This is a genomic window from Microbacterium sp. SCPM-O-B-15248 (M128), from assembly GCF_058214835.1.
In genome coordinates, this window is the sequence record NZ_JBYQLI010000026.1 from 1 (window position 1) to 250 (window position 250).

Consider the following 250-nt stretch of genomic DNA (forward strand, 5'->3'; position numbering starts at 1 on the left):
CGCCCCGGCGGCGGCCGTTCCCGCTCCGGTGGTGAAATCGATCGCGGTCACCGGGATCGACCAGGTCGAAAAGGGTTCCACGGCCACCGCGACGACGGCGGTGACCGATAGTTTGGGCCGGGAGTTCACCGGGGCGACGGTGACCTACACCTCGAAAGACACCGGTATCGCCACGGTGACCTCGGCGGGGAAAGTGACCGGAGTATCCACCGGCACCACCCGCATCACCGCCACCGCTACTGCCGGGCAG

At 68.4% G+C, this 250-nt stretch carries 1 protein-coding gene; it reads left to right on the forward strand.

Going from position 1 to position 250, the window contains the following annotated elements:
- Positions 1 to 31 precede the first annotated feature (31 nt).
- The coding region (locus AC3E6M_RS17065) for an Ig-like domain-containing protein (RefSeq protein WP_490530610.1) at positions 32 to 250 on the forward strand (219 nt) is incomplete at its 3' end.